Annotated in this window: 22 protein-coding genes and 1 tRNA gene; 8 read left to right on the top strand and 15 right to left on the bottom strand. The window is 47.7% G+C overall.

Annotated elements, in window-relative coordinates; genetic code table 11:
* Positions 1 to 79: 79 nt before the first annotated feature.
* From PKOR_RS21870 to PKOR_RS21820, 12 genes are all read right to left on the bottom strand, one after another.
* The gene (locus PKOR_RS21870; protein WP_084694884.1) at positions 80 to 1,474 is read right to left on the bottom strand and encodes a Gfo/Idh/MocA family protein; all 1,395 of its coding nucleotides are present in this window, start codon (positions 1,472 to 1,474) and stop codon (positions 80 to 82) included.
* A gap of 20 nt (positions 1,475 to 1,494) precedes the next feature.
* Entirely contained in the window at positions 1,495 to 2,337 is an 843-nt protein-coding gene (locus PKOR_RS21865; RefSeq protein ID WP_235336945.1) for an endonuclease/exonuclease/phosphatase family protein, read from the bottom strand.
* Position 2,338: 1 nt separating this feature from the next.
* Positions 2,339 to 4,054: a RagB/SusD family nutrient uptake outer membrane protein gene (locus PKOR_RS21860; protein ID WP_084694883.1), complete on the bottom strand. Its 1,716-nt coding sequence runs from the start codon at positions 4,052 to 4,054 to the stop codon at positions 2,339 to 2,341.
* 78 nt (positions 4,055 to 4,132) lie between these two features.
* The gene (locus PKOR_RS21855; protein WP_052739021.1) at positions 4,133 to 7,558 is read right to left on the bottom strand and encodes a TonB-dependent receptor; all 3,426 of its coding nucleotides are present in this window, start codon (positions 7,556 to 7,558) and stop codon (positions 4,133 to 4,135) included.
* A 170-nt stretch (positions 7,559 to 7,728) separates the two neighbouring features.
* Positions 7,729 to 8,706 (bottom strand): FecR family protein, encoded by a 978-nt coding sequence (locus PKOR_RS23830; protein ID WP_052739020.1) that lies wholly within the window; start codon positions 8,704 to 8,706, stop codon positions 7,729 to 7,731.
* Between the two features lie 127 nt (positions 8,707 to 8,833).
* On the bottom strand, positions 8,834 to 9,376 hold the full coding sequence (locus PKOR_RS21845; protein ID WP_046313521.1) for an RNA polymerase sigma factor: 543 nt from the start codon (positions 9,374 to 9,376) through the stop codon (positions 8,834 to 8,836).
* Between the two features lie 282 nt (positions 9,377 to 9,658).
* Positions 9,659 to 9,838 (bottom strand): hypothetical protein, encoded by a 180-nt coding sequence (locus PKOR_RS24925; RefSeq protein ID WP_148561772.1) that lies wholly within the window; start codon positions 9,836 to 9,838, stop codon positions 9,659 to 9,661.
* A 715-nt stretch (positions 9,839 to 10,553) separates the two neighbouring features.
* Entirely contained in the window at positions 10,554 to 11,249 is a 696-nt protein-coding gene (locus tag PKOR_RS21840; RefSeq protein ID WP_338047505.1) for a HipA domain-containing protein, read from the bottom strand.
* Between the two features lie 247 nt (positions 11,250 to 11,496).
* Positions 11,497 to 11,829: a HipA N-terminal domain-containing protein gene (locus tag PKOR_RS21835; protein ID WP_046313520.1), complete on the bottom strand. Its 333-nt coding sequence runs from the start codon at positions 11,827 to 11,829 to the stop codon at positions 11,497 to 11,499.
* Positions 11,826 to 12,038, bottom strand: a complete 213-nt coding sequence (locus tag PKOR_RS21830; protein ID WP_046313519.1) for a type II toxin-antitoxin system Y4mF family antitoxin — start codon at positions 12,036 to 12,038, stop codon at positions 11,826 to 11,828. Before PKOR_RS21830 ends, PKOR_RS21835 begins: the two co-directional genes overlap by 4 nt.
* 303 nt (positions 12,039 to 12,341) lie before the next feature.
* Positions 12,342 to 12,539 carry a hypothetical protein gene (locus PKOR_RS21825; RefSeq protein WP_052739019.1) on the bottom strand — a complete coding sequence of 66 codons (198 nt, stop codon included), beginning with the start codon at positions 12,537 to 12,539 and terminating at the stop codon, positions 12,342 to 12,344.
* A 528-nt stretch (positions 12,540 to 13,067) separates the two neighbouring features.
* Positions 13,068 to 13,141, bottom strand: a tRNA-Arg gene (locus PKOR_RS21820).
* 153 nt (positions 13,142 to 13,294) lie between these two features.
* Between PKOR_RS21820 and PKOR_RS21815 the strand changes: the two genes are divergently transcribed.
* The gene (locus tag PKOR_RS21815; RefSeq protein ID WP_046313517.1) at positions 13,295 to 13,711 is read left to right on the top strand and encodes an organic hydroperoxide resistance protein; all 417 of its coding nucleotides are present in this window, start codon (positions 13,295 to 13,297) and stop codon (positions 13,709 to 13,711) included.
* A 106-nt stretch (positions 13,712 to 13,817) separates the two neighbouring features.
* Here the strand turns inward: PKOR_RS21815 and sucC are convergent, their stop codons facing one another.
* Positions 13,818 to 15,014, bottom strand: a complete 1,197-nt coding sequence (gene sucC / locus PKOR_RS21810) for an ADP-forming succinate--CoA ligase subunit beta (protein ID WP_046313516.1) — start codon at positions 15,012 to 15,014, stop codon at positions 13,818 to 13,820.
* 179 nt (positions 15,015 to 15,193) lie between these two features.
* Between sucC and PKOR_RS21805 the strand changes: the two genes are divergently transcribed.
* The 5 genes from PKOR_RS21805 (at position 15,194) to PKOR_RS21785 (ending at position 21,253) form a co-directional block, all read left to right on the top strand.
* Positions 15,194 to 16,255 (top strand): AI-2E family transporter, encoded by a 1,062-nt coding sequence (locus PKOR_RS21805; RefSeq protein WP_046313515.1) that lies wholly within the window; start codon positions 15,194 to 15,196, stop codon positions 16,253 to 16,255.
* A 170-nt stretch (positions 16,256 to 16,425) separates the two neighbouring features.
* A complete protein-coding gene (locus PKOR_RS21800) occupies positions 16,426 to 17,091 on the top strand; it encodes an ABC transporter ATP-binding protein (protein ID WP_046313514.1) in 666 nt (221 codons plus the stop codon).
* 419 nt (positions 17,092 to 17,510) lie between these two features.
* Positions 17,511 to 18,296: a hypothetical protein gene (locus tag PKOR_RS21795; RefSeq protein WP_046313513.1), complete on the top strand. Its 786-nt coding sequence runs from the start codon at positions 17,511 to 17,513 to the stop codon at positions 18,294 to 18,296.
* A gap of 155 nt (positions 18,297 to 18,451) precedes the next feature.
* Entirely contained in the window at positions 18,452 to 19,231 is a 780-nt protein-coding gene (locus PKOR_RS21790; RefSeq protein ID WP_084694881.1) for a transporter, read from the top strand.
* 111 nt (positions 19,232 to 19,342) lie between these two features.
* Positions 19,343 to 21,253, top strand: coding sequence for a RecQ family ATP-dependent DNA helicase (locus PKOR_RS21785; protein WP_046313512.1), 1,911 nt, complete (start codon positions 19,343 to 19,345; stop codon positions 21,251 to 21,253).
* On the opposite strand, the gene PKOR_RS21780 is transcribed toward PKOR_RS21785, so the two are convergent.
* Both PKOR_RS21780 and PKOR_RS21770 read right to left on the bottom strand, forming a co-directional pair.
* Positions 21,250 to 21,633: a hypothetical protein gene (locus PKOR_RS21780; protein WP_148561771.1), complete on the bottom strand. Its 384-nt coding sequence runs from the start codon at positions 21,631 to 21,633 to the stop codon at positions 21,250 to 21,252. The genes PKOR_RS21785 and PKOR_RS21780 overlap by 4 nt on opposite strands.
* A 480-nt stretch (positions 21,634 to 22,113) precedes the next feature.
* The gene (locus PKOR_RS21770; RefSeq protein ID WP_046313509.1) at positions 22,114 to 22,341 is read right to left on the bottom strand and encodes a VF530 family protein; all 228 of its coding nucleotides are present in this window, start codon (positions 22,339 to 22,341) and stop codon (positions 22,114 to 22,116) included.
* Between the two features lie 71 nt (positions 22,342 to 22,412).
* Between PKOR_RS21770 and PKOR_RS21765 the strand changes: the two genes are divergently transcribed.
* A complete protein-coding gene (locus PKOR_RS21765) occupies positions 22,413 to 23,036 on the top strand; it encodes a hypothetical protein (protein WP_046313508.1) in 624 nt (207 codons plus the stop codon).
* 107 nt (positions 23,037 to 23,143) lie between these two features.
* Positions 23,144 to 24,088: an NADP-dependent oxidoreductase gene (locus tag PKOR_RS21760; RefSeq protein ID WP_046313506.1), complete on the top strand. Its 945-nt coding sequence runs from the start codon at positions 23,144 to 23,146 to the stop codon at positions 24,086 to 24,088.
* Positions 24,089 to 24,098 lie beyond the last annotated feature (10 nt).

Here is a 24,098-nt window from a genome sequence, read left to right as displayed (position 1 = left end):
GTTCAAGTGGGAAGATTGCTTCTGCACCTGAATTCTTAGCATTTCTTTTTAAAGCGTAAGCCAGCTATTGACCTGCTGTTTATACTGTCATCCTGATAGGCATAATCTTGTTTTGCTTACGGCTTTCTTCGGCCATAAAGCCCATAATATGTGATTCGATGGACTCATCTATAGTAGAGGTGAGCAGGCTAGGGTCTTGCTGCGCGACGGCCTGCACAAAATCGCGCATGAGCAGCCAATCGCCGCCACCGTGCCCGCTGTTTTTATAGTTCTCTACATCCTCGGCCTTTGGCACCAGCTTTAGCTCTTTTTTGGTTCTGAAGTCGGTTACCACCAACTCATCCATGTCGCCTACCATATCGCCCATAGAGCCCATAATGCGGGTACGGCGACCGTGGTAAGAGGTAAAGGCCTCCATAGAGAAGCTGGCTGTTACGTTGTCTGCGAATTGTATGGTGGTCACGTAATGGTCGGGCTGGTCGTTTTCCATACGGTATACACAGCGGCCGTAGTTGGTGGTTTTCAGGCGATCCATAATTACTTCGCTGTGCTTGCTTTTGTCCTCCGGCAGGTCCATCACATAAAGTCGCTTACGATCGTCGTGGTAGTGCCGCACGGCAGAGTATGGGCACTCACGTTCTACTTTACAGCCATCGGTGCAGCGGGCGGTGCTGCCTTCCGGTGCATTCTCTTTCCGGAACCATTTCAGGTCGCCCATAGCTGCTATACGTTGGCTCGGCTTGTTTATCACCCATTTTATAATGTCGAGGTCGTGGCAGGATTTGGCAAGTATAATTGGAGTAGTTTCCTTAGAGTTGTGCCAGTTGCCACGCACGTAAGAATGGGCCATGTGCAGGTGTTCTATCGGCTCAAAGTGCTGCACGCTTACTACCTCTCCGATAGCACCCTGGCTTATCAGTTCTTTCATCTTTACAAAGTATGGCGCATAGCGCAGGACATGGCAAACAGCCACTATACGACCAGTTTTCTTGGTCATCTCCAGTATATCGCGGCACTCTTGTTCGGTCGGGGCTATAGGTTTTTCCAGGAGCACATCGTAGCCCATCTCAAGGGCTTTCATGCAAGGGGTATAGTGCAGTGCGTCTGGCGTTGAGATGATGATGGCATCTGCAAACTTAGGTCGCTTGAACACCTGCTCCCAAGTATCGAACCTATGCTTTTTGGGTATCTGGTGCTTCTCGCTATACTTGGAGTTGCGGTAGGGGTTAGGTTCGGCAACACCCACAATTTTGAGCTGATCAGGGAATTTAGCAGCGAAGTTACCATAAACGGTACCACGGCTTCCGGCTCCAAGTGTAATGGCTGTGACAGGCTTGCCTAGAGGCTTGTGCAGCGGGTTGTCTGGTAACTTATAAGTATAGGTGCTGTCGGAAAGGCGGGCTAGCGACTCCGTGCTGATGACGGTTGCACCAATGCTAAGGCTTAAGGATTTGAGAAGGTTTCTTCTGTTCATGGATAGGAGGTACTAGGGATTTAATATTTCAGGACGGCCACTATAGGCAAATGGTCAGAGGCATATCTTTCTGCTATCACCTGCTGCTGGTCTACTCTGAACCTGTTGGCAGGAGCGTAGGATATAAAATCGATTGCTTTGGTTGGGTTATTAACCGGAATGGTAGGGCTGCACGGCTCGCAACTACGCTTAAAGTGTGAGTCCAGTAAGGTGATGGTTTCTGTGCCTGGTGTCGCATTAAAGTCACCGGCTATCACAAACGGCAGTTTCTCAGCAGAAGCAATTTCAAGAATTTTGGCTGCCTGCATCTCTCTGTTCACAGAGGCTCTCTGCGCATCAAGGTGCGTGCTGCCAAACCGGATGCTCGTGCCATCGGGTAGGGTAACTCTAGCAGTGGCTAATACCCTTGGCTCCCCGTTTGTCTCAGCCATTGTTGGCAACTTGTTTACTACAGTGTCTGCCAAAGGATACTTGGATAGTATAGCTACACCGTAGGCTCCTCCATCATAATCTATGGCTTTACCGAAGAAGTAGTGCATATTTAATTTCTTTGCAATTTCCTCTGCCTGATTGTAGGGGCCTGAACGCTGCGTATGCACATCTATTTCCTGTAGCGCCACCAGGTCCGGGTTTTGATCTTTTATAGTCTTCACAATGGCATCGATGTCGATAAAGTCCGGTCGTGAAGGTGGGTTGCAGTGGTGCACGTTATAAGACATTACCCGTAGTGTGTGCTGATTGGCTGTCACGTCACCGGTGTCTGTTGCAGGTGCAGGGTCGTTTGCTTTGGAGGTGTTAGAGCAGGAGGCCACCCATATGGTAGCCCCTGCCATAATTGTAAATAGAACGTTCTTGATTGTCATCTTACCAGCCTGAGTTTTGCCCGAGATTAGGATTGCGCTGCAGTTGCTCCAGCGGAATTGGCCATAGGTAGTTTCTGCCTTCGTCAAACCTTCTGCCTGTGTTGATGATCAGGTGTCCTTCCTCGTCTGTAGGGATACTGGCTACGTATGCCTGGTTATAGTCTGGGATAAGGCTTTTTTTCACGCCTTTTACATCCTGAGCCAGCAGGTGGCCCTGGTTCCAGCGAAGTATATCAAAGTAGCGCTGGCCTTCTCTTGCCAGTTCTACACGTCGCTCTCTACGGAGTTCGGTACGCACATCCAGCCCATTTGCTGCAAGCGTACCCAGGTCCATGTGAACCATTCCTACACGATCTCGCAACATGTTCACGGTCATGTCAAGATCTTGCTGGGTCAGCTTGCCCTGCTCTAAACGGGCCTCCGCATAAGTAAGTAGTACCTCAGCATAGCGGAGCAGGTGGATGTCGTTATCATCTTTGTTATAAGTGCCTACAGCGGCAAGGTCAACATACTTTGTAAAGTAATAACCTGTGCCTGTTACACAGCCTTTCTTGTCTGCATTGAACTTTGGCAGGCTGAAGGTGCTGTTAGGCTGGTTATCTTTGTCTCCATCGTCTTTTCCTCCCCATTCAGCTCCCGGAGCCAGGATAGTTTGGGTCATGCGTGGGTCCCTGTTCTGGAAAATTGCTTCGTAGGAATCCTCGCTGTACAACGGCGATTGCTCTATTGGCAAACCATCGCTGCTGAGGTAGGCGTCAACCAAAGATTGTGTTGGGCTGAAGCGTGAGGTTTGGTCTGGCACCTGCACTTCACGGCTCATGTTATGCATGGTGACATCCTGCAAGTACAGGCGGGCCAGGATAGTCTCTTTGTTCTTGCCAGCTGCCAGTTTCCCCTTGTCTGTAAACAGTTCCTGGTAGCTTGTAGCTGGATCACCATTTGAGTACAGTTGGTAAATACCAAGGTCCATTACTGCTTTTGCTGCAACCTCTGCCACATCGTAGCGCCCGTAGAACAAGGCAACTCTGGCTTTCCAGCCTAGGGCAGCTCCTTTGGTGATTCTTCCAAGGTCATTGCTACCATAACTGGTTGGCAGTAGCTTAGCAGCTTCTTCCAGTTCATTTAAGATGAAGTCAACCACTTCTTCGCGTGGTGCTCGCTTACCAGAAATCTCTGCGTCTCCGATATTCAGGGTATTTGTAACTAACTGCACATCTCCAAAGAAGAAAGACAGGTAGCTGTAGTGGAAAGCACGCATAAAACGCACCTCGCCTTCGTACTGGTTTAGTTTCTCCTGGCTGATACCCTGTGCTTTCTTAAAGTTTTCCAGAAAGTGGTTGCAGCGTCTGATGCCTTCGTACTGGGTGGTCCACTCGGTGTTAACTGTACCCACTGTAAAGTCGAAGTTACCGCTGGAAATTGCTTGGTAGTCTGATCGTGGGGGATAGATAGTATTGTCAGCCAGGTTTTCCATATCGTGGAAGTTCTTGCCTTTAAGGCCGGCGTAGCATCCGTTTACAGCTAGCTCTAACTGTTCCTGCGTTTTCCAGAAGCTTACGTCAGAGATAGTGTCCAAAGGCATGCGCTCCAGGAAGTCATCCTCGCAGCCACTCAGTGAGGCAAGCATTAAAACAGGCATGGAAAGCGTGGCGATCCTGAAACCAGCCTTGCGCATGAAAGTATGTAATTTTGGTGTAGAAGTATGTGCTCTTCTCATGATGTCTTATGTTTTTCAGTAAGGAAGGCAAGTATGGCCGGTTTGTTCCTGCAGCCTGTATGCCTCTCGCTACTGCTGTTATTTAAATCTTAGGTTCAGACCAAAAATGAATGTTTTAACCTGTGGGTAAGTACCGCCGTTGGTAGTTGCCACTTCAGGGTCGAAGGCGTAGAAGAAGTCAGTCTTGGTAAGCAGGTTGTCTGCCGATACATATACCCTGAGGTTATCTATTCGTAGCTTATTTGTCAGTTGCTTTGGAATAGTATAGCCAAGCTGCACGTTTTTCAGGCGCAGGTAGGAAGCATCCTGAAGCCAATAGTCTGACACGCGCAGGTTTCGGGAGTCGGAATATGTAAAGCGAGGGTACCAGGCATCCGTGTTTTCAGGTGTCCATCTGTCGCGGTGCACCTCATGCGGGAAGGCTCCGTTTGCATAAAAAGGATGCATGCCAACACCAGATACATAACCATTGCCTTTGCCTACACCCTGGATAAAGAAGGAGAAGTCGAAACCTTTGTATCCGAAATCACCTCTGAAGGAGTAAGTGTAGCGTGGGAAAGCATCTCCTATCACTGTGCGGTCATAATCTGCCGATATGATACCGTCAGGAACTCCTTCCGGGCCACTGATATCTCTGTACTTTACATCACCAGGACCAACTTTGCCTTTGTCTGCATCAAAAGTCGGGAAGTTAGGGCTTAGCTTGCCAGTGGCAGGGTCTAGTGAAAAATCACTTTCCTGTGCCAGTCCGTCTGTCTGATAACCATAGAAAGCATCGATCGGGAAGCCAACCTGACGGATTCTGTCGCCTATTTCTGGTGGTGCACCGCCTAAGTTCTCGACATTGTTCTTTACATCCGATAGTTGCGCGTTGAAGCCATAAGTAAAGTCGCTGATTTGATCTCTCCAGCCCAGGCTTACTTCCCAGCCTTTGTTTGATACGCTACCGGCGTTCTGGTCAGGAACTGTTAAGCCAATAACAGATGGCTGCGGCACTTTTAGCTGAATATCCTTGGTCTGCTTCTCAAACCAGTCTGCTGAAAATGTCATGCGGTTTCGGAACATACCCAGGTCCACTCCCACGTTTAGCATATTGGCCTTTTCCCACTGCAGAATGGCGTTCGAAAGTATGGTTTGTGCTAAACCTAGCGTTTGTTTATTACCAATAGGCATGGTGCCTATTGAGTTCATAACAGGTATGTATGGATACCACTCTGAGTAAGCCGGACCGTTAGCACCATACTGGCCACCTAAATCGCCATATGATGCTCTTACTTTACCTTCGGTTAACCAGGATAAGCCGCTTAGCTGTTGAATAAAGTTCTCTTCGGTAAAGCGCCAGCCAACAGATGCTGAAGGGAAGGCGCCATAGCGGTATTCAGGAGCATAGCGGGAGGAGCCATCGTAACGGAGGTTGAACTCTGCCAGGTACTTTTCTTTGTAGTTGTAGTTTATTCTTCCAAAGTATGAGCGTAAGGCATACTGGTAGGCATCACCGGTGGCAATCGGATTGTCGCTGCCCAGGTTAAACACAGGCACGTCGTCACTCACAAAGCCCATTTTGGAGGCAAACCATGCTTCATACTTATATTCTTCCTGCTGATATCCTAGTAGCGCGCTTAGATGGTGATTGCTTAAATCAACGTTATAGTTCAGTTGGCCTGACAGGTTCTCCAACCTACTGGTATAGTCGCGGTTAGCCAGCTGGTTTGCTGTCATATTAGAGTACCAGAAGTCTCCTGTTTCAGGATAGAGGTAGTCTATTTTGCGGCTGAAGGTGGAGCGTAGCTGGTTAAAGATGTTTACCCCATACTGCGCTCTCAGACTCAGGTTCTTCAGAATGTGTACTGTACCTGCCAAATTCCCATAAAACTCCTGCGATTTGAAGTTGTTGTAGCCCCCATCCGTGGCAACTGCCACAGGGTTACTGGAGCCACCGCCGTAGCCCCACTCGCCATTCTGGAACCTTACTGGCGTAAGTGGCGACATAGTAAAGGTCTGGTAAATTGGGCCGGAGTTGTAGTCCGTACCGCCTGCTGGCTGGTTTTGCTCGCGGTCTACGTAGCTCAGGTTGGCATCCAGGTCCAACAGGTCGAACAATTTGTTTGCACCCAGGCGCAGCTTCATATTGTTTCTGGTGGCTTTGTACTGATCGCCAACTACCAGGCCCTCCTGATTTAACCTACCGTACGAGGCATAGTAGTTAAGATCCGGAGTGCCGCCGTTTATACTTACGTTGTGGCTCTGCTGAGGCGCGTAGTCCTTTAGCAAGGCATCAGACCAGTTCGTGTTGGCGTAGTAATCAGGGTCAGAGCCTTCTCGTGCAATCTGGATTTGCTCGTCTGTAAAAGTGAGCGGGTGGTCAACGTTGCGCTGAGACTCGTTCAGCATTTCCATGTACTCTACTGAACCCAGCATTTTAGGCAGAGCGGTTGGAGTCTGAAGGCCGTAGTAGCCGTTGTAGCCAACTGTTGGCTTCTGGTTAGCCTGGCCTTTTTTTGTGGTGATAAGTATAACGCCATTGGCGGCACGAGAACCGTAAATAGAAGCCGAGGCAGCATCTTTCAGTACAGATATACTTTCAACATCATCAGGGTTAAGGGAGCTGATGTCTATTCCGGGCATTCCGTCCACTAAAACAAACGGCTCTGAGTTGTTCAAAGTGCCAGTACCACGCACACGTAAGGTAGCACCAGAGGCACCAGGAAATCCGGTGTTGCTGATGGCTGTTAAACCTGGAAGCAATCCTTGTAAGCCAGATTCTAAACTGGTAATGGGGCGGCTGTCCAATGCTTCAGCCGTAATCATTTCTACAGCACCTGTTACATTTTCCTTCTTCTGTGTTCCGTAGCCAACTACCACCACTTCGCCCAGGCTTTGCAGGTTCTCTTTTAGAGTGATGTTTATGTTCTGATCCTGCTGAGACACTTTGTGCTCTACAGGCTGAAAACCAATCATGGAAAAGACCAGCACATCGTTAGGGCGCACCCTGATCTCAAAGCTTCCATCCACTGAGGTCACTGTACCGTTAGAAGTGCCTTTCACTACTACAGAGACACCTGGCAGAGGATTGGCAGCGTCAACTACTTTCCCTTTAATTAGGAAAATATCACCCTGTTGCGAACTAGGTCTAGACTCAGCTTTGTCTTTTCTTGTGATGATTATCTTTTCACCCTGCTCCTGATAAGTCACAGATGTGGTAGAGAGCAGTTGCTCCAATACTTTGGCAACTGAGGCCTCGGAAACCTGAAGACTAACATCTTTGTAGGAATCTAAAAGACTGCTTTCGTAGATGAAGCGAAAGCCACTTTTCTTCTCAACTTCGCTAAGTGCATCTTTAAGCGAAACATGGTTGAAGTTAACTGTTATCGTTTTGTCGTTGAGGTTTTGCGCAAAACTGGTGGTAGCTGCCTGAGTATGCAGGCAGGAGGCTAACAGCAGTACTGCCAGCACTTTTTTTGCTTTTTGAGGAGCTTTAGGCAGTTGGGTAGAAAAATTAACCATAATTTTAGTGTGTAGTGAATAGTTCAATAGCTATTTATGACCGCGGCAACTTGCCCGTTGCCGTTCCAGAGCCATCGCTGCGCCAACAGCGGTGGCTCCTTAGTATCATGATTGTTGAGTTGGTTGTACCATAGGCGTTTATTTCTTTTGTTGTTTATCAATGGTATAGATTAGTGCCATACTACTTCCGTTTCAGATTTGTCATGAGACTGAAGTCCCGTGATCATCTTCAGAATGTCGGTGATATCCTGAAAAGAATCCTTGTTATCGAAACTGGCCGTAATGTGCTTTGAGGCAAGTGTAGGGTTCTGAACAGTGATTTTCTTTCCAAACTTGTTACCCAAAACAATGGCTATATCCGCCAGACTCTCCTCTCTAAACTGAAACTCGCCCTGTTTTTGCCACCAGTTGATTCCTTCAGCGTTAAAGCTGTTCTTGCTTAGCTTTGCGGTTTGGCTGTTGTATCTTGCTTCCTGGTTAGCTTTTAGCATTACCTGGTCCTTGCCTTCCGTTACAGCTACTTTGCCGCTGCTAACGGATACAGTGGCCTGTGTTGCGCCTCTATAAGAGCGTATGTTGAAAGATGTGCCCAATACCTGTGTTTTCAGGTGGTCAGCGTGTATGATGAAGGGCTTTGTTGTGTCTCGTGCAACTTCAAAGAATGCTTCTCCCTCCAAGTATACTTCTCTCAGGTCACCCTCAAACTCTTCTGGGTATCTGAGCTCACTTTTGGCGTTTAGCCACACCTGGCTGCCATCGCTTAGGGTAATCTGTTTTATTTTCCCTGCCGGAGCTCTGAGAGAAATGTAGGTTGGGGTGTTGTTCGTCAGGTAGATAAAAAACGAAGCTGCCGTTATCAGCAGCAATAAGCCGGCAGCAATGTTTCTGTAGGTGCTGTTAAAGTTCTGCCACAAGTCTATTATCGTACCGCCAAAGGCTCCTGTTTGCTCTTGTGGAAAGCGAGTTTGTATTTTACTCCAAAGTCTTAGCCTGACTTGCTCCTCATGCGCTTCATCTCTGAAGACAGTACGGTTTTTTCCCCGCGCATCAAAGGAGTTGTACCACTGGTCCAGCTGTTCTTGCTCAGCAGGGTTTAGTCTGTTTTGTGCCGCTTTTTGAAGTAGCTGTTTTAGTTCTTGCTTATCCACTTGTAGTGCGTTTGTGGATATACTCGTACTACTGGGACTGCAGTACTAGGTGCTTTTTCGATTTAACAGAAGAGTAACAACCCGATTATGCAGTGGTAATTTTAGGGTGTGTTTTGTTAACCTTAGGTTAGCTAAAGCAGCAAAAGAGGAGTAGTAAAGAGGTGTAGTCGCTGAGCCTTGTGCGTAGCCTTCTCAAGGCAGAGCTGATCTGATTTTTGACGGTTTGGTTTGAGATGCCAAGCTGCTCTGCAATCTGCTCTATGCTCATAGATTCCTTTCTGCTGAGCAAGTATACTTGCTGCATCTTTTCAGGCATTCTGCTTACCTCTTCCTGCACGCACAGCTCCAGTTCTTCGGCTAAAAGGAGCTCATCACTTGTAGTTCCAGCATGCTTTGTAGCCTGTAGCTCTTCTAAAGCAAAAGAGTGGCGCAGCTGATCTTTTCTGTAAAAGTCGATAATTTTATACTTGAGTGCCTGGTGTAGGTAAGCTTTAACCGATCCTTCTTTATCAAGTACCTCCGGCTTTTGTACAAGTGAAAGGAAGATATCCTGGAGAATGTCTTCTACTTCTTCCTCCGACCTTAAACGTCGGAAGGCCGCAACATAAAGCTCACGCCAGTATTGGGAATAAATTTCTTCAATCTTACCAAGGCTCCTGTTATGCGTCACGCTGTAGTGGGGATAAATAAGGATACTATCACTAACTCCTCAAAGTAAAGCCCTTGATGTTATCCCAATATGAGCCTAAAGAGAACAAAAGATTAAAAATGACTTGCCTTTACTTGTTGGAAGTTATTTTAACTGTTGTTACAAGTTTATCTCGGCTGTGGTGTATAAGGTTTTTGACATTCCCACCGCTAAAGCAGGTTGGATTCTTGGGCTACCTGGCTACTGCGACCGTATATCTCCCAAGCTGAAACGGTCTGCCCGACCGCCTTATTTCTTATATTACTAGCTGCTGACGCATCCCGGTGCAGGGCATGTTTGCTGCAGCAAAGGTAACAGCCGGCAAGTGCAGGCGGTAGAACATAGGGTAAGATCAAACCCAACAAAAGTGAAGGGATGTCGCACCACATCCAGGGCGTCTTTGCCCACATCGGCGCCCAGGTTCTGACAGAGTAAATTCTTCATAGCTGAAAGGGACTAAAGTGGACAAAAAACATTCATCTTCCGGGCCTACACTCACGTCTGATACCAGGTCATGCCTGCGGATGGGGCAGCCTCTAGGTACTGTCCAGGCTTTTAAGATGAAGAGAAAGGGAAGGGCTTGCTTGGGGGCGACATCATCAAAGTGTCTAGTGCAAGGGCTTTCTCCTTCCCTTTCTGTTAGCTTACGTTTAAGAGCCTGATAAAATTGCACATCCGCTTATACTGCCAAAGATATGAGTGCCAGGGCTTTCTTTGGCATTTACTCGTAAATTTTGTGCGTGGGCAGAAAGCGATAGGAGTGAGTGCTTTGTTCGTCTCCTGAGTTGCTGAAGCCTACTCAAAGCTGAAATATATGCTGGTAGGCTGTTCTTAGACAGAGGTGCTTGATGTTTCTCTGAATTAAGGATGCTACTTTGATCCGCAAAAAAGTACAAGATTCCAGCTCAAAGCCTCAAAACGAGGTGCTAAAACAGTCCTAAAACAAAAAAGCCCTACTTTTCAGTAAGGCTTTCTTCTAAACGTGCTCTCGGGGGGACGAATTTCGTACCATTTCATGGAGGATTTGAGGGTATTGAGCGTCTAGGGGCAGCGTCCAGCCACTGTATAGGTAGTGCTGTCCGTGCTGTGCCTTGATTATAGAGCCTCCTGTTGAGTTGACTTGTCTTGTCTGTGAACTTCTTCCCTTATCAGATCATTCTTAGAGCCCCAGCCTGTAAAACCGCTCCTGCAGCACAGCTTTGTAGTCGGACTTAAGATCCCGACTCAAGAAGCTGAGTTCAATAAAGGCAAGCCATTTTTGCTTTGCTCTCCTCATCTTTCCGAAAATGTTCTCCTGCTGCTTTTCGCTGAGCATAGAGGTGCTAAAAGCTGCATTGAAATCCTTACGGTTGATTCTCTTCTTGTTGCCGTTGAGCACCAGCGCCAGGTCCTCATCGTCTGCCGGGTTCACAAGCGCCGTTGCCACTAAATCATAGGCAGGGGCAAGCACCGGGCCCAGTCCGGGTTGGTGAAGCAGGGAAAAGTTTTTCAGGTGCATATCGGTATTACCCGTCAGGAAAGAGAACAGGACCTGCTCGTAGAAGTTAACCGCATCCAGACCCGGGTTGGCCGAGTACCTGAGAATGGCCTTTGCAATTTGCTCATAGGAGCCCCGGTACTTATCCTCTGTGAGCCGCTCTGTGAGTTGGCACATGTCCTCCATGTGCAGCTTGCCCTGCCGGGTGCGGTCAATGCGCCTGGTGATGTAGGCCAGGCTGCCCGACTGCAGGCGGATCAGGCTGTGCGGCACCACTGCGATGCCTGCGATCGCGGCCAAGTGCATCGTCAGGTCCTCCACCTCCGGCAGCTCCCTGTAGTGCTGGCTTGGTGGCTTTAAGATATAGCCTCCCCACAACCCTACGATCGTGAGGCGCTTTGGCTCTCCTTCTCTCTCTGCGGGGGCCAGTTCCAGCGAGAGCTTGGGGGCTGCACGCCGGTCACTGCAACCTGGCTTCGTATTGTCTGCTTTGCCAGCTCCTCCATCTGTTCTTCTGTGTAAGGCAGGAGGGGAGGGGTAGCCTGGCCAAAGAGTTTTTTGCTACAGGCCGGATGGAAGTCTGCTTCATTTCCCGGCAAGGGCCGGTAACAGTACAAGCATCTGTTCATGGGTTATCCTCCTCTGCCACAGGGTGAATGCTTACGGCACCAATGCAGTCCTTGCAGCAGGCCAGAAGCAGCCCCATCCGGTCTCTTGGGTTCAATTTCCAGTTCTTTTCGGCTATGTCCAGCAGCCAGCCCTCTGGTATCAGCCCGTCGAAGAAAGGGAACAGCACCCGGTCGGTGTAGGGTTGCTCCTGCAGGGGAAGGGTCAGGCTGACGGGTTCCGGGTTTTTTGACCGGAGGTAGGCCGTGTCATAGGTGAAATGGAACCCGGTTTCATCCTGTGTGAGCCAGCCGGCCGTTTTGTCCTGGTATATGATTTCTGCCTTTCTCATCGGAGCAATTCGATTCGGTTGATAGGCAATGCGCCGACCTGATGGCCAAAGAGCTGCAGCACCTGGTTCACCTTGTCCAGGCGCAGGCTCTCCTTCCCCTGCTCCAGGTCGCGCACGAAGCGGAGACCCACCCCAGCCTTTGCTGCCAGCTCGGGCTGGGTGAGCCCGGCTGCTCTCCGCCGCTCCTTTACAAATTCGTGTAGTGACATGCTTTATACCTTATCGGGTATAAAGGTAACTCAAAATATAATCTTATACCTTATCGGGTATAAAATAATTTAATTAAGCATTTAATATACCCGATAAGGTATAAAATAGGAGTAGAAGACAGGGTTTATAACTGATAAGGTATACTAAGCAGGCAGTGGGGAAGCTACACTATTATAAGTGTGATGCTGTGGCAGGCAGTTGATTCGACTTATAGAGGCTAGACAAAGGGCAAGAGAGTAGCCTCCCCTGCCATGAACTCTATGCCCCACTTGTTCGGCAGGCTGATGAACTTTTCAAAGTCGCTAGTCAATATCAGGAGAGAGCTTTCTTCTGGTCACAGCGGTTTTGTCCATCCTTTGCCCGGGCTTGAGGTACTGTGAGATAATGAAGGTCACTGCTTCCATTCGCTCCCTTGGGGAGCGGTCGAGCCAGTAAAGCAGGTCCTTCCGCTCATCGATCTCCTTTATATGGCCTTTTCGTACGACAGCTTGTAAGCGCATGATACTCAGTTAACTCTACACAAGGCAGCTTAAGATACGCCCTTCACAAATATACTAAATTAATTAGACTCTTGTTGTGAAGCAAGAAGGGGTTGGTGGCTGTCGTAGGATATGCCGGGTGCTAATTTCATTGCGTAGATACAACATGAGACATAAGTGGCAATTCTGGTACATGAATCATAGTACATGTACCGCGGTGGTACACGTTCCTCTCTTCACGTTCCTATTTGGTACATGAGCGGCATATAGTTAATAGAGCGCCCGGGGTGCCTGTACCCATCACTATTACACGCCAGATGCTGTATAAAGATCAGCAATTCCTGATCAAGGCACATTCTTCGTGACACGCAGAATCACTAGAAAAGGGGGCAGAAGGTTTGATATTAGTAAGAAAAATATAAATATACTAATTTATGGAAGGGGCGGGCTGAAGTGATGTCTTATGGTTAAATCGCTTATTTATGCCAGTATGGCAACAAAAAAAACGCCAGCCACTTCTGCAGTAGCTGGCGACTTAAATTGTACTTGTGCACCCGAGAGGATTCGAACCCCTAACCCTCGGAGCCGAAATCCGATATTCTATCCAGTTGAACTACGGGTGCAATGGTTTGCAAAAATAGCAAGTGCGCGCAGAAAAACGAAATATCTGGCATCAAAAATATGAGTGTGAAGTACTTTAATTTATGCCATAAAAACATTAGCAGCAAAGATGCAGTTAAATCATCTATAGGAACAAACTTAAATACCTGATTACTATGGAAAAACTGTATACGGCAGAGGTAACTGCCACAGGAGGCCGTCATGGCCAGGTGAGATCATCAGACGGAATAATTGATATGAAACTGGCTCTGCCTGAAGGTGTGGGAGGGCAAGGAGGAGCGACTAACCCGGAGCAGCTTTTTGCCGCAGGGTATGCTGCCTGTTTTCAAAGTGCTTTATTGGTAGTTGCCGGTAAGCACCGAGAGCGCCTGAACCCTGAATCTACAGTTACTGCACATGTAGACTTAAATAAGAACGACGATGGTGCATATGCCTTAAGCGTAAAGCTTGCTGTCAATCTGAAAGGTGTGGATAAGGAGAAGGCGAAACAGATGGTTGATGAGGCCCACCAGATTTGCCCATACTCTGTTGGCACTCGCGGTAATGTAGATGTAGAACTAGAGGTAGTATAAATAACAGTATAGAAGCAAGTTTATACTTCTATAACCTGAAGCTATAAAACAAGAAAGGCTGCCAATTGCTGGCAGCCTTTCTTGTTTTATAGCTTATGCTGTTGTACTAAGCTTGAGCCAGAACCTGCTTTACTTTCTCAGCAGCCTCTTTCAGAACTACTGCAGAGTATACTTTCAGGCCAGACTCATCAATGATACGAGCTCCTTCTTCAGCGTTTGTACCTTGAAGACGCACGATAATAGGAACGTTGATATCGCCGATGTTCTTATAAGCCTCAACCACACCGTTAGCAACTCTATCGCAACGCACGATACCACCAAAGATGTTGATCAGGATCGCTTTAACGTTAGGGTCTTTCAGAATGATGCGGAAACCAGCCTCTACAGTCTGAGCGTTTGCTCCACCACCTACGTCAAGGAAGTTAGCAGGCTCACCGCCAGAAAGCTTGATGATGTCCATGGTTGCCATAGCAAGACCTGCACCGTTCACCATACAGCCAACGTTACCGTCAAGCTTTACATAGTTCAGGTGGTATTCGCCAGCTTCAACCTCCAACGGATCTTCTTCAGAAAGGTCACGCATTGCAGCCAGGTTCTTGTGGCGGTACAGGGCGTTATCATCCAGGTTCACCTTCGCGTCAACTGCCAAAATCTTGTTGTCTGAAGTCTTCAGCACAGGGTTAATTTCGAACATAGAAGAGTCTGTTTCCAGGTACGCTTTGTACAGGTTGGAAACGAACTTCACCATTTCTTTGAAAGCCTCACCTTCTAAACCGAAAGCGAAAGCAATTTTACGAGCCTGGAAGCCTTGCAAGCCAACAGCAGGATCAATCCACTCTTTGATGATCTTCTCCGGAGACTTTTCAGCTACCTCCTCAATGTCCATACCACCTTCGGTAGAGGCCATGATCACGTTCATACCTTTAGCACGATCCAACAGGATGCTCAGGTAGTACTCTTTTGGCTCAGAGTCGCCAGGATAGTATACGTCCTGCGCAACAAGTACTTTTTGTACCAGCTTGCCTTCCGGGCCTGTCTGGTGCGTAACCAGTGTCATACCCAAAATCTGGTCAGCTAGCTCTTTTACCTGGTCCAGGTTTTTAGCCAGTTTCACACCGCCACCTTTACCACGGCCACCAGCATGGATCTGTGCCTTGATAACGTGCCAGCCTGTGCCTGTCTCTTCTGTCAGTTTCTTGGCAGCAGCTACAGCCTGCTCTGGTGTCTCAGCCACGATACCCTCTTGGATACGTACACCGTAGCTTTTTAAAATTTCTTTAGCCTGATATTCGTGTATGTTCATGCTTTCAGTTTTAATGGACGCACGAAAGTAAGCCTTTCACGCCTTAAATTCAAGTAATGCGTTTTTAAAATATTTCCGACCGTGTTGTACTGCGAGGTACCTTTGCAACGAGCAAAGTCTTATCTCAGTATCAGGGTATACTCAATAAGCCTCATCTATGATACAAACCTAAGAGACTAATGCTTAATGTTTACTTATATGCCAAGCGTGTAGCAATAGCTGCGCTCATTGTTCTGTCAGTCCTGACTGCTTTCTACCTGCTAGGGTGGCATGCTTACTTTTTCCTGCTCATTTTCGCGTCTATCCTGCTGGCCGTTCTATACTGTGGCATGGCAGATTGGATTACTGATAAACTGCATCTGAAAAGAGGACTTAGCCTCTTACTGGCTGTGCTTTTATTCTTTGGGGTGATTTTTGTTGCTTTCTGGCTTATTGCACCTACCGTAGGGCAGCAGGTAAAGGAAATGCGGCAGACGGTTCCGCAGGCTGTGTCGCAGGTACAGCACTGGCTTACCCAGTTTGGTTGGGGCGAAAAGCTAATGCAGCAGGTGCCCAATGATATGAGCGAAGTGGTGCCCAAACAGGATGCTTTGCTTTCTAAGGTATCCGGGATGTTCTCATCCACCCTGAGCTTTCTGGCTGACTTTGCCATTGTGATCATTTCAGCTCTTTTTCTGGCTGCAAATCCATCGCTGTACACAGTGGGTTTATCCAAACTTTTCCCGGTGCGCCATCGCGTACATATCAGGGAGGTGCTTGATAAGAGCTACACTACCCTGAAATCCTGGTTAGTGGGCATGCTTTCGGCAATGGCCATTATTGGTGTAAGCTTGGCTATAGGATATAACCTGATTGGGCTGCCTTTAGCTTTTGCACTCGCCCTGATTGGCTTTTTTCTGGCGTTCATTCCTAATGTCGGGCCTTTAATAGCAGGAGTGCCTGCTGTGTTAGTTGGCCTTACGGTTAGCCCCCAAATGGCGCTTTATGCATTTCTGCTCTACGGTGGTATACAGCTGGTTGAAAGCTATCTTATCACACCACTTATTTTCCAGAAAACAGTTGATCTGCCACCGGCACTTCTTTTGTTCTTCCAGGTATTGTTAGGCATACTGCAAGGAGGTTTAGGGTTGTTACTTGCTGCTCCTATACTTGCTGTGCTGATGGTGGTAGTCAATGAGCTATATGTTAAGGGCTTGCTGGAAGCTTCGCCAGTTAATGCTGCTGAAGAAGAGGTGGAGTAGCGGTAAGTTCAATTGCGCAGAGGAGCGTGTACCAGTTAATCGGTGTTATTTTGCTTATACTTATGAGAGAATAGGCTTAAGTGTAGGACGTAAGCAATCATCAACCCCAAAATTTTTGTAGCTTTGGCTGATTAACTTACGTTATCTAGGCCAAATTATACTCACAGAAAGTGCTGCAGGTAAAAAACATTCATAAAAAGTACGGTTCGCTGGAAGTGCTCAAGGGCATCGACTTGTCTATTGGTGCAGGGGAAGTAGTTTCTATTGTGGGAGCCTCCGGGGCTGGTAAAAGTACGCTGTTGCACATTTTGGGTACGCTGGATACAGCTGATTCAGGTGAGGTAATGTTTGATGATAAGAACATTGCCAAAATGAATGCAGCTGATATGGCCCGCTTCCGTAACAGGCACATTGGCTTTATTTTTCAGTTCCATAACCTGTTGCCGGAGTTTACAGCAGTAGAGAACGTTTGTTTACCAGGGTTCCTTGCCGGTCGGCCAGAGAAAGAAGTACGACAGAAAGCAGAGGAACTACTAACCATGCTAAACCTTTCTCACCGCTTCGAGCACAAGCCTTCCGAGATGTCGGGTGGTGAGCAGCAGCGAACAGCCGTGGCCCGCGCTCTTATCAATTCTCCAAAAATTATTTTTGCTGACGAGCCAAGCGGTAACCTTGACTCTAAAAATGCGCAGGAGCTTCATGATATCTTCTTCCGTCTCCGTAGCGAGTTTAATCAAACTTTCGTGATCGTGACGCATAACGAGCAGCTTGCCACCATGGCAGATCGTACGCTGGTGATGAAGGATGGACAAATAGTGCAGGAGCAGCAGTTTTAAAGCTAAAAAGCTCCTCTTTTTGACTTTTCTTGCTACTGTTCTCAATTTTCATGTGAAGAGTGGAAGTAAGCCGATTCCTGGTATAATAGTCTTCGGGTGATGGTCAGAATTGCCTGCGTATAAACGCTAATTAGTTTGTCTTTGAGCCTTCTCTGGCTTTATAGAAGTATAACTATTCGACTTGCCCGTTTCTTCCTTTTCAATATCCCTACCTCTAAAGTCTTCGTAAACACTTTTTACCCTTTACTCAACTTTTAGCTTCTGAGCAGCGCAATCGCAAACTCTTGCTTTATCAGGAAAATATTTTATAAGTCACTGATTATCAGTAATATAAAATAGCTATTTTTTTTGATTTTTTGCACTATTTGCGGTTTTGCTCTGTTTGATATATGTACGATAACTATGAAAGCTAAATGAGTATGAATCAACCTAATAAAGAGACAAAGGTGCTTAAAAAGCCGAAGATTGAAAGCTATGATATTGCTAAGTCTGATGAGACGCTTCACCTGGCCACTGACCTGGCTAAGTTCATTAAGGAGAACCGCCTTTTCCAGAATATCCAGGGTAAAGAGTATGTGAACGTGGAGGGCTGGCAGTATGCTGGTTCGCGTTTGGGTATTTTACCGGTAGTGGAGCATGTAGTGAACATCAGTACCGATGATGAGATAAAGTACCAGGCAAAAGTGAATTTGCTGGACCTGCGCAGCCAGCAGGTAGTAGGAGCAGGCTTTGCCATTTGCTCTAACCGTGAGCAGGGTAAAAAGTATTACCAGGAATTTGCCATTGCCTCTATGGCGCAGACTCGTGCCATTGGTAAAGCTTATAGAAACATCCTGGCCTGGGTGATACGTGCTGCCGGATATGAACCAACTCCTTCTGAGGAAATGGACTACGGTGGCAACGAACCGGCAGCTAAGCCAGCTGTGCCAACTGAGAAGAAGGCTACTATGAAATCTTCTACTGCTGTACCTCAGGCTGAGGCCGCTGAACCGGCTGAGGAGCAGTCTGGCAGCGTACGTTATGCGTCCGCTAAGCAGAAAGAAGAAATCATCCGTTTGCTGAATAACCCGACCATTACGCGTCAGGAGAAAACAAAGATGTTGCTCAACATTAACCGCTTCGACGAAGAGCGTGCCGCGCAGGCTATCGAAAAATTGAAGAAGGTGATTGAAGAGCGCGAAGACGGACAGTCAGCTGCTGCATAAGAATTATCTTTACCTATAGCTTTGGTCTCCATCTCCTTAGAGGTGGAGACTATTTTTTTGCCTTATCTCCACCTGCACAATAAGGCTGCCTTATATGTAAGAGCCGAAGGCTTGTTTATGCCGTATAGCTTAGCACATCTTTACTAGGAGGCTGTATGGAAATTTTATCACGTTGGGGAAGTATACTGCTGCTGTTGCTCATTACCATTACAGCTAGCCCTTGTTTTGGACAGGGAGAAGAGAAAATAGAAACTGACCGCCCTGACCAGACAGAGTCCTCAACGGTTGTTCCCAAAGGTACACTGCAGATTGAATCTGGCTATTTTTATCAGAAGGCAACAGAAGAAGTGAAAACTGTTAGAACCCATGCCTATCCTACTGCTTTGTTTCGGGTTGGTGTGCTGGACTGGCTTGAGTTTAGGGTGCTAAGCTCTCTGCGGGACTCTGTGGTGGAGAATGGTGCCCGGCGTAAGGTGGATGGCTTATCACCACTAAACCTGGGGCTAAAGTTCAAACTTTGGAAAGAGCAGGGCTTGAGGCCGGAGGCTGCCTTCCTGGTGCGAGCTGCACTGCCTGTAGGCTCACGCGCCTTCCGCCCGGATAATCCGGAGCCAGAGCTAAGGCTCATGTTTTCGAATGAGATAACAGATAAGCTGGAGCTGGCCTATAACTTATCTCACAGCTGGGTAGAGGGAGATACCAGAAGGGGCTATACGCTTAGCCTGAGTGGGGAAGTGCACGACAGGTTAACCATTTACGGAGAGGTGTTTGGCAATAAGCAGAAAGGGGAAAAGGCTGAGCATCAGGCTGACGCGGGCATACTTTTTCTGCTCAGGCCCAACCTACAGTTCGACCTTGCGCTAGGAGTTGGACTCAATGAGGTTGCTCCGGATTTCTTTATCACCACTGGTGTCTCTGTCAGGTTACCAAGGTGATACTGTGCAAGATTACCCTTGTGGTGGATCAAATAGAAAGTACAAACCTCAGTACTGCTGCTGACTTCTATATGCTATGTCTTATCTTCGCAGTGTAGAAACAGCCATATTTTGCAGGACATTCACCACATATTAAAAACATATTGGGGCTACGACACTTTCCGGCCTTTGCAGGAGGAGATTGTACGATCGGTTCTGGCAGGGCAGGATACACTGGCCCTGTTGCCGACCGGTGGTGGTAAATCAATATGCTTTCAGGTGCCGGCAATGGCACTGGAGGGAATATGCTTGGTTATTACACCACTCATCGCCTTGATGAAAGACCAGGTAGAGAACCTTAAAAAGCGCGGTATACCGGCTGTGGCAGTATACTCCGGCATGAGCCGCCGCGAGATTGATGTTGCCTTGGACAACTGTGTGTATGGTGGTATAAAGTTTCTGTACTTGTCCCCGGAGCGCTTATTAACAGATCTTTTTCAGGAGCGAGTGAAGCGTATGAAAGTGGCGCTGTTGGCAGTGGATGAAGCACATTGTATCTCACAGTGGGGCTACGACTTCAGACCTCCCTACCTGCAACTGGCTGAGCTGAGGGATACACTGCCTGATGTGCCTGTTATTGCACTTACGGCCACAGCTACTGAGGCAGTAAGGCAGGACATACAGGAGAAACTCAAATTCCCGAAGCCAAACGTATTCCAGAAAAGCTTTGCGCGTGCTAATCTATCATATTCCTGCATTGCGACTGAAGACAAAACGAACCGCCTGCTGGAAGTGCTGCAGCGCATGCAGGGGCAGAGCATTGTGTATGTGCGTAGCCGCAGGCAAACAGTAGAGATGGCTAAACTTTTGCAGAGTCGCCGTATTCCGGCTGCTGCCTACCATGCTGGGCTAAAGTTTGAAGAGCGCAGTGCCGTGCAGCAGTTGTGGGTGGAGGATAAAGTGCGGGTGATGGTAGCCACTAATGCCTTCGGGATGGGTATCGATAAGCCTGATGTACGGCTGGTAGTACACCTGGACCTACCTGAAAGCCTGGAGGCGTATTACCAGGAGGCTGGACGTGCGGGGCGTGATGAGCTGTATGCTTATGCCACCATACTTGTTGGTCCAAATGATGTGGCCGACCTGCAACGAAAAGTAGAAGAGGCGCATCCACCGGTGGAGTTCATCCGCAGGGTATACCAGTGTTTGGCAAACTACTACCAGTTAGCAACTGGCAGCGGGCAGTTCAGCAGCTTCGATTTTGAGTTAGCAGATTTTGCCAAACAGTATAAGCTAAAGCCCCTGGAGACACATCATGCCATAAAGAGGCTAGAGTCGGAGGGATATCTGCAGCTTAATGAGGGGTACTACATGCCTTCCCGGCTGATGGTTGTGCTGGAGAATACGGAACTGTATAGCTTCCAGCTCAAGAATCCGGAGCACGACAAGCTTATACAGCTTATACTTCGGATGTACGGTGGGGAGGTATTTGTTAATTTTGTGAAGGTGCGGGAGCGAAAGATGGCGGAGTTGTTGAAGGTGTCGGAACAGGAGCTGCGCCGTAAACTGGAGTTCCTGCATAAGCTTCAGGTAATTAATTATGAGCCACAGCACGACTCACCACAGCTTGTGTTTACAGCACCGCGTGAGGATGCCAGCCGGGTTATACTTAATACAAAGAAGCTGGATACGCTTCGTGAGCGTGCACTACAGCAGGCAAAAGAAATGGGCCGCTATGTAGAAACCGGGAACAGGTGCCGTACTCAGCTCCTACTGGAGTACTTCGGAGAGATAACCGACACAAGCTGCCGCATCTGCGACTACTGTCTGGCTGAACGCAAAAAGCAGCGACAGCTGGAAGACAAAACCGTATTACGCAATAAATTAGTGGAGCTCATTCAGGTTAAGCCATACCTGCCGAAAGACCTTGTACAGCAGTTCGAGCCAAAGCATGCTGATACAGTAACAGAACTGATCCGGGAGCTCCTGGATGTGGGCAGGCTCACATATCAGGAGAGTGGTAAGTTAGAGGTGAAGGGTTAAGTATGAATCGTACTCTGTACCTCGACCAACCACTGCTTCACCAGTTTCAAATTCTCATCATTTAGCTCTTCCAAGCTAACTTTTACTGTTTGGCTGCCATGTAGCTCAAAGTCTACAGAGAACAGGTGCAGTTGCATGTGTTTTACCTCCTGCCACGCTACTTCTATAGACTTGTGGCGGCGTTTTTTATAGGTAAAGCCGTGCTTATTCAGGCTAAGGTAGCTTGTCCCCATCACCTTTAAAGGATCCTTGCCGGTAACCAGTGCGAAGTAAGTATAGGTGCTGGTTGAGAAAACAAGGCAAAGAGCCAGATTATACCAATTGAAATCCAGCAAGAGCAGGGTGAGGTGCAAAGCAGGACCAAGTACAATCGATATCAAGTAAAGTTTCCGATGCTTTTGCGTATTGTAGTTTTGACGAAACAGGTCGTTGTGGAGCGGCTGAAGAAAAAGTGCTGTTTCTGTCTGCAAATTGACTTACACCTAAGTTGATTCTGCCTAGCAGGAACTAGCATTTACTTGCTCTTTTCTGGCTTGTCTTAGTCCAAGCGCGATAGAGACAGGAAGGGCTATTGCTAATATGCTGCTAAAGTTGAGTTCGCTAAATGCAGTTGTCCAATAAACATTAGTGCCGGAAAGCAGCACTTTCCATGTATCCCACAGCTTTAGAAAAGTGAGGCAAACGGTAAAAGATAGGAAGTACAGTAGCATATACTTCAAGCTCAGGAGGTTCTTTCTCTTACCCATACAATAAATTTAGTCATTCCTGAGCAAAGTGCAAAACAGTAGCCATCAAGTATAGCTGACGGTACCCATGTATTACATAAGCTACTGGGTGACTATCGCTATTAAAAACCGATTTTACTTTATGCGTCGGAGAGTGTATAGGTATAGGCTTTCTACCTTCTCGCGGGCCCAGGGAGTTCGGCGTAGAAAAGTGAGACTAGATTTTATGCTTGGGTTATTCTTAAAGCAGTTGATGTCGATCTTGTGGCTAAGGTGTTCCCAACCATACACATCAACTAAATGCTCCAGCATCATCTGCAGCGTAACTCCATGCAGTGGGTTGTTTTTTTGTTCTTCTGCCATAACACAAAGGTACACAATCCGATTTAAAGTACACGGAAATCCAGCAGGAGCAGCAGCCGTATAAGGGGGCTATGTTAGAAGAACTTATTATTAGAACACTCGCCGATACGCTCCCAAAACAGCCCTTGGACGCGCTTTTCCTGTTCGGACAAACAGAAGATAACCAGTCTTCAGTGTTTGCAACTGCTAAGTATCTGGTAGATCAGGCGCAAGTGCAGAGAGTACTGTTTATGCATACGGAGCCAATTAGTGGCTACCCCGGCTTTGAGCGGTGGTACCAGGAGCTGCAGCAAAACGGTGTCCCTTCAGAAAAACTGGAAGCCGTTTCAGCTCCGGCAAACATTGATAAGCTGCACACTCTCATAGAAGCAGAATGTATGGTGCGGCATGCTAAAGAACAAGGGTACAAAAGTATAGCTGTCGCGGCAGCTCCTTTCCAACAGCCACGCGCTTTCATGACAGCCGTTACGGCAGTTCATCGCCATTACCCACAGCTGTACCTCTACAGCCAGCCAGGTAAGCCACTGCCTTGGTGCCACGAAGTTACCCACTCACAGGGAAAGGTCGAGGATACTAGAGCAGGTCTGGTTGCTGGTGAGTTGGAGCGGATTAGCAAGTATAACGCTAAAGGAGATCTTGACTCAGTGGTGGTGGTGCTGGAATACCTGAACCGCCGCGATAAGAAGCTACTATAGTGCGGAAGTAGAAATTGCTGTGTAGTGTTGAAGGAGGTATATACAAAACCTTTTGCCCCGGGCTAAGTTGTATAAAAAAGTTTTTGTTCAACAATCAACTTAACACTATGAAAGCATTTGTTCTGAATGAACCAGGGCCTGCAGAAAACCTTAAGCTGCAGGAAATAGATACTCCAAAACCACAGAAAGGAGAAGTGCTGGTAAGAGTCAGGGCTATCAGCATTAATCCTGTAGATACCAAAACACGCGAGGGAAAAGCCTTTTACAATAAGTTAAATGAGACTCCACCGGTTATTGTAGGTTGGGATATTTCCGGTGAAGTAGCAGCTGTGGGAGAAGGTGTTGAATACTTTAAGGAAGGCGACGAGGTGTTTGGTATGGTCAACTTTCCAGGGCATGGTAAGGCTTACGCTGAGTACGTAGTAGCTCCTGAAACGCACCTGGCGCATAAACCCGAAAATATATCGCATCACGAGGCCGCAGCAGCCACTTTAGCAGCTCTTACAGCTTGGCAGGCGTTGGTAGACCAGGCGGGAATTCAGCCGGGGCAGCGTGTGCTGATACATGCCGCAGCAGGAGGTGTAGGTCACTTTGCCGTACAGATTGCCAAATTCTTTAAGGCCAATGTTATTGGTACTGCTTCGCCGGAGAACCACGAATTTCTGAGAGCCATGGGAGCTGATGAACAGTTAGATTACCACAAGTATAGAGTGGAGGATGTGGTAATGGATGCAGACATTGTTTTGGACTCCCTTGGTGAAGAAAACACCCGCAGATCGCTGGCGACGCTGAAGGAAGGCGGAAAAATAATTTCTATACTTGGAGGAGCTACCGAAGCCGTGCAGGCTGAGGCAAAGAAACGCAATATCGAGGCGAAGAGCTACCTGGTACACTCCAGCGGAGAAGATATGGCCAAGCTTGCAGAGATGCTGAAGGAGGGAAACTTAAGAGCGCATGTGTCGCATGTTTTTGACTTCGAAGACATGCCTAAGGCACACCAGCAGGTGGAAACCCGTAAAACAAATGGCAAAGTGGTGGTAACAGTAGGATAAACCAAAACTC

This window comes from Pontibacter korlensis, from assembly GCF_000973725.1.
Classification (GTDB): Bacteria; Bacteroidota; Bacteroidia; order Cytophagales; family Hymenobacteraceae; genus Pontibacter; species Pontibacter korlensis.
This window is presented reverse-complemented; position numbering and strand designations above follow the sequence as displayed.

Bases quoted from the DNA above. Each gene is read 5' to 3' on its own strand.
- PKOR_RS21870 (WP_084694884.1), bottom strand. From the start codon at position 1,474: ATGAACAGAAGAAACCTTCTCAAATCCTTAAGCCTTAGCATTGGTGCA.
- PKOR_RS21865 (WP_235336945.1), bottom strand. From the start codon at position 2,337: ATGACAATCAAGAACGTTCTATTTACAATTATGGCAGGGGCTACCATA.
- PKOR_RS21860 (WP_084694883.1), bottom strand. From the start codon at position 4,054: ATGAGAAGAGCACATACTTCTACACCAAAATTACATACTTTCATGCGC.
- PKOR_RS21855 (WP_052739021.1), bottom strand. From the start codon at position 7,558: ATGGTTAATTTTTCTACCCAACTGCCTAAAGCTCCTCAAAAAGCAAAA.
- PKOR_RS24925 (WP_148561772.1), bottom strand. From the start codon at position 9,838: ATGAAGAATTTACTCTGTCAGAACCTGGGCGCCGATGTGGGCAAAGAC.
- PKOR_RS21835 (WP_046313520.1), bottom strand. From the start codon at position 11,829: ATGAGAAAGGCAGAAATCATATACCAGGACAAAACGGCCGGCTGGCTC.
- PKOR_RS21830 (WP_046313519.1), bottom strand. From the start codon at position 12,038: ATGTCACTACACGAATTTGTAAAGGAGCGGCGGAGAGCAGCCGGGCTC.
- PKOR_RS21825 (WP_052739019.1), bottom strand. From the start codon at position 12,539: ATGCGCTTACAAGCTGTCGTACGAAAAGGCCATATAAAGGAGATCGAT.
- PKOR_RS21815 (WP_046313517.1), top strand. From the start codon at position 13,295: ATGGAAAAACTGTATACGGCAGAGGTAACTGCCACAGGAGGCCGTCAT.
- sucC (WP_046313516.1), bottom strand. From the start codon at position 15,014: ATGAACATACACGAATATCAGGCTAAAGAAATTTTAAAAAGCTACGGT.
- PKOR_RS21805 (WP_046313515.1), top strand. From the start codon at position 15,194: ATGCTTAATGTTTACTTATATGCCAAGCGTGTAGCAATAGCTGCGCTC.
- PKOR_RS21795 (WP_046313513.1), top strand. From the start codon at position 17,511: ATGAATCAACCTAATAAAGAGACAAAGGTGCTTAAAAAGCCGAAGATT.
- PKOR_RS21790 (WP_084694881.1), top strand. From the start codon at position 18,452: ATGGAAATTTTATCACGTTGGGGAAGTATACTGCTGCTGTTGCTCATT.
- PKOR_RS21770 (WP_046313509.1), bottom strand. From the start codon at position 22,341: ATGGCAGAAGAACAAAAAAACAACCCACTGCATGGAGTTACGCTGCAG.
- PKOR_RS21765 (WP_046313508.1), top strand. From the start codon at position 22,413: ATGTTAGAAGAACTTATTATTAGAACACTCGCCGATACGCTCCCAAAA.
- PKOR_RS21760 (WP_046313506.1), top strand. From the start codon at position 23,144: ATGAAAGCATTTGTTCTGAATGAACCAGGGCCTGCAGAAAACCTTAAG.